This is a genomic window from Streptomyces boluensis (genome assembly GCF_009908195.1).
Classification (GTDB): Bacteria; Actinomycetota; Actinomycetes; order Streptomycetales; family Streptomycetaceae; genus Streptomyces; species Streptomyces boluensis.
On sequence record NZ_JAAAHS010000532.1, the window covers coordinates 1 to 4,111 of the forward strand.

Annotated in this window: 4 protein-coding genes; all 4 read left to right on the forward strand. The window is 71.9% G+C overall.

Annotated elements, in window-relative coordinates:
* Positions 1-56: 56 nt before the first annotated feature.
* Positions 57-1,685: a sensor histidine kinase gene (locus GUY60_RS35285; protein ID WP_161705443.1), complete on the forward strand. Its 1,629-nt coding sequence runs from the start codon at positions 57-59 to the stop codon at positions 1,683-1,685.
* 119 nt (positions 1,686-1,804) lie between these two features.
* Positions 1,805-2,539 carry a D-Ala-D-Ala carboxypeptidase family metallohydrolase gene (locus tag GUY60_RS35290; protein WP_161705445.1) on the forward strand — a complete coding sequence of 245 codons (735 nt, stop codon included), beginning with the start codon at positions 1,805-1,807 and terminating at the stop codon, positions 2,537-2,539.
* A 113-nt stretch (positions 2,540-2,652) separates the two neighbouring features.
* Positions 2,653-3,729: a class I SAM-dependent methyltransferase gene (locus tag GUY60_RS35295; RefSeq protein WP_161705447.1), complete on the forward strand. Its 1,077-nt coding sequence runs from the start codon at positions 2,653-2,655 to the stop codon at positions 3,727-3,729.
* Between the two features lie 60 nt (positions 3,730-3,789).
* Positions 3,790-4,111 (forward strand): FHA domain-containing protein (locus tag GUY60_RS35300; RefSeq protein ID WP_161705448.1); only part of this gene is annotated, 322 nt, incomplete at its 3' end.

Here is a 4,111-nt window from a genome sequence, read left to right on the forward strand (position 1 = left end):
GGGCGGGGAGGCAGAAAGGCCAGGGCCGGAACCGCAACCGGAAAGGGACAGGCGGCATGGCAGCGGAGCCGGACAGCGCAGAGCCGGACAGCACGGGGTCGGTGGCGGCGCGGGAGCCGCTGCTGCTCGAAGCGGTCCTGAGCGTCGGCACGGACCTCGAACTGCGCACCACCCTCCAGCACTTGGTGGACGCCGCGGCCCGCCTCACCGACGCCCGCTACGGAGCGCTCGGCGTCATCGACCCGGACCGGACGGGCGGGCCCCGGCTCACCGAGCTGTTCACCACCGGCATGGACGCCGACACCCGGGCCGCGATCGGTCAACTGCCGTGCGGCGACGCGGGGTTGCTCGGCGTACTGCTGCGCGATCCGCGGCCGCTGCGTATCGACGATCTGGCGACCGATCCGCGCTCCTGCGGGATTCCGGCCGGGCACCCTCCGATGCACAGCTTCATCGGCGTCCCGGTCCTTGTGCGCGACGAGGTGTTCGGGGACCTGTATCTGACCGAGAAGCGCCGCGGACCGTTCACGCCGGAGGACGAGCGGCTTGTGCGGATCCTCGCCGCGCAGGCGGGCATCGCCATCGGCAACGCGCTGCTGTTCGAGGCGGCCCGGCAGCGGGAACGCTGGATCGAGGGCGCCGCCGCGGTCACCACGGCCCTGCTCAGCGGCACCGTCGACGACGATCCGCTGATGGTGGTGGCGGAGCAGGCGCGCAGGCTCGCGCACGCCAGTGCCGGAGTGATCCTGCAGCCCACCGAGGAGGGCGGCATGGAGATCGTGACGGCCTCCACGCACGAGGACCCGGCGGCCCTGATCGGCACCACCATCGCCCCCGGCAGCCCGGTTCTGGAACAACTCCTGGGCGGTGAGCCGGTGTTCGTCGACGACTCGGCGACCGACCCGCGCATGACGACTCCGGTACGGGCCGCCTTCGGGCCGAGTCTGCTGCTGCCGTTGCAGAGCGGCGGCCGCCTCATCGGCACCCTGGCCCTGCCGCGCACGCGGGGCGCGCGCGGCTACACGCAGGAGGAGCGGCAACTCGCGGGCCAGTTCGCCTCGCAGGCCGCGCTCGCCCTGGTCCTGGCCGACACCCGGCAGCGCAGGGAGCGGCTCGCGGTCTTCGAGGACCGCGACCGGATCGCCCGCGACCTGCACGACCTGGTCGTCCAACGCCTTTTCGCGACCGGCATGATGCTGGAGTCGACGCGGCGCAGGGCGCGGGCGGCCGAGGTGGGCTCGGCCATCGGCCTGGCCGTGGACGAGCTGGAGTCGACCGTCCAGGAGGTCCGTACGGCGATCTTCGCGCTGCAGCAGCCGCCCGCGGACGCGCCGACGAGCCTGCGCGGCCGGGTGCTCAAGGAGGCCGCGGGCGCGGCGGCGGTGCTCGGTGTGACCCCGTCCACGCAGTTCATCGGCGCCGTCGAGCACCGGGTGCCGGAGCCGGTCGCGGAGCAGCTCCTGACCACCCTGCGCCGCGCCCTCGCCGCGACGTCCCGCCGCCCGCACGTCGCGCACATCCGCGTCACGGTCGACGCGGACACCGCCCTGCCGGACGGCCGGGACGCGGTACGCCTGACGGTGCACGACGACGGCGACGAGGACGGTGGCGTGGGCGGTGACGAGGGCGGCGGCGAGTCCGGTGGGGCGGACGGCACGACCGTCACGTCGCAGTGGCCGCTCTGACCAACTGGCCGCGTACGCCCAGAGGTTGACGCGCGTAGCGGACCCCTCCACTCTTGGTGGCGGTCGCCGTCGAGGCGGCCCTGATCGCTCCGTTCGGGATCGACGGTCGGGAGGCCGCAATGCTCAGACGCACGGCACGTTCACTCGGCTTATTTGTCATGGTCATGGCCTGCGCACTGCTCGGTGTGGGCGCCACCGCGGGCACCGCGCACGCCGACGACTGCTACTCGTGGAGCCGCACCCTCTCCCAGGGCGCGTCCGGCAGCGATGTGACCCAGCTTCAGATCCGGGTGGCCGGCTGGGTCACCTCGGGCGAACGGCTCTCGTACGACGGCCAGTTCGGTGCCCGTACCACCGCGGCCGTGAAGAAGTTCCAGTCCGCGTACGGACTTTCCGCCGACGGCGTCGCGGGCCCGGACACCTTCAGCAAGATCTACGCCCTCCAGGACGCGGACTGCACCCCGGTCCACTTCACGTACGCCGAGCTCAACAAGTGCAACTCCGACTGGTCCGGCGGCGCGGTACCCGCGGCCACCGCCAAGGCCAACGCCCTCAAGACCATGTGGAAACTGGAGGCGATGCGGCGCGCCCTCGGTGACGTGCCGCTCACGATCTCCAGCGGCTTCCGCTCGCACGCCTGCAACGACGCGGTCGGCGGCGCCGCGGGCAGCCGCCATCTCTACGGCGACGCGGCCGACCTCACCGGCTCCCCCAGCCTCTGCCGGCTCGCTCAGCAGTCCAGGACCCACGGCTTCTCCGAGATCCTCGGACCGGGCTACCCCGGCCACAACGACCACACCCATGTGGCGTTCGACCCGAGCCCGTACTGGTCGGCGCCCACCTGCGGCATCTGAGACGGCCTCGCCGAGGGGGGCGGCGTAGCCTGAGGGAAGGACCACACCCCTGGCCGGACCGCGGCTCGGCGCCCCCTGACCCCTCTCCGACCCGTGACGGGAAGGAGTAGGCGATGACCACGGACACGGTCGACCTCGCTCGGCAGGAGGAGTTCGCGGGCCGGATGGTGCAGGTGCTCAACGACGCCTGTCTGGGCTACCTGTGCAGCATCGGCCACCGCACCGGCCTCTTCGACACCCTGGCCGGGCTGCCCCCGTCCACCAGCGCCGAGATCGCCACGGCCACCGGCCTGAACGAGCGGTACGTACGGGAGTGGCTGGGCGGGATGACCGTCGGCGGCATCACCGAGTACTCCCCCGATGAGGGCACGTACCGGCTGCCGCCCGAGCACGCGGCCACCCTCACCCGCGCCGCCGGACCCGACAACCTGGCGTCCTTCATGCAGAACTTCGCGCTGATCGGCAACGTCGAGGACGAGGTCCTGGAGGCGTTCCGGAAGGGCGGCGGCGTCCCGTACTCCTCGTACCCCCGCTTCCAGGAGCTCCAGGCCGAGGAGACCTCACGCGTGTACGACGCCGCCCTGATCGACGCCGTCGTACCGCTCGCCCCCGGCCTCACCGAGCGGCTGCGCGAAGGCATCGACGCCCTGGACATCGGCACCGGGCAGGGGCACGCGGTCAACCTCCTGGCGCAGGCCTTCCCGAACAGCAGGTTCCGCGGCCTGGACATGTCGGAGACCGGCATCGCCGCGGCCCGGCGGGAGGCCGAGCACCTCGGCCTGTCCAACGCCCACTTCGACCTGGTCGACAGCGCCGGTCTGACCGGCAGTTACGACCTGATCACCGCCTTCGACGTGATCCACGACCTGGCCCGCCCCGCCGAGACCCTCGCCGCGGTCGCGGGCGCGCTGCGGGACGGTGGCACGTTCCTGATGGGCGACATCGACGCCTCCAGCAAACTGGAGGAGAACTTCGACCTCGCCCTCGGCCCGGCGCTCTACACGTTCTCCGTCTTCTACTGCATGACGGTCTCCCTCGGCGAGGGCGGCGCCGGACTCGGCACCGTCTGGGGCCGCCAGACCGCCCAACGCATGCTGAACGAGGCCGGGTTCACCGACATCACCCTCCGCCACGTCGAGGGCGACATCATCAACGTGTACTACGTGGCACGGAAGGCGACGGCCGCCTGACACCGGGGCCCAGGACTCCGCACCAGGCGCACGTATGAACTAGTCGGTAGAATTCAGGACATGGCGGATCGTCCCCTCGCGCCGACCGCACCCGAAGTCGTCCTGGAGACCGAGACGGGCTCCACCGTGATGAGTCCGGGCCACGAGTACCACGTCGGACGCGATCCACTGAGCGACATCGTCATCGACGATGCCCGGGTCTCGTGGCACCACGCGGTGCTGCGGACCGAGGACGGCCACTGGACCCTGGAGGACGAGCACAGCACCAACGGCACGTTCACCGACGGCACCCGCGTGCACACCCGGGACGTCGGCCCCGGCTCCGAGATCCGCTTCGGCAACGTCGCCGGGCCCCGCGCCACCCTGCTCGGGCCCCCTGAAC

Excerpts from the sequence above, each read along its gene's own strand:
- GUY60_RS35285 (WP_161705443.1), top strand. The coding sequence starts at position 57 with ATGGCAGCGGAGCCGGACAGCGCAGAGCCGGACAGCACGGGGTCGGTG.
- GUY60_RS35290 (WP_161705445.1), top strand. The coding sequence starts at position 1,805 with ATGCTCAGACGCACGGCACGTTCACTCGGCTTATTTGTCATGGTCATG.
- GUY60_RS35295 (WP_161705447.1), top strand. The coding sequence starts at position 2,653 with ATGACCACGGACACGGTCGACCTCGCTCGGCAGGAGGAGTTCGCGGGC.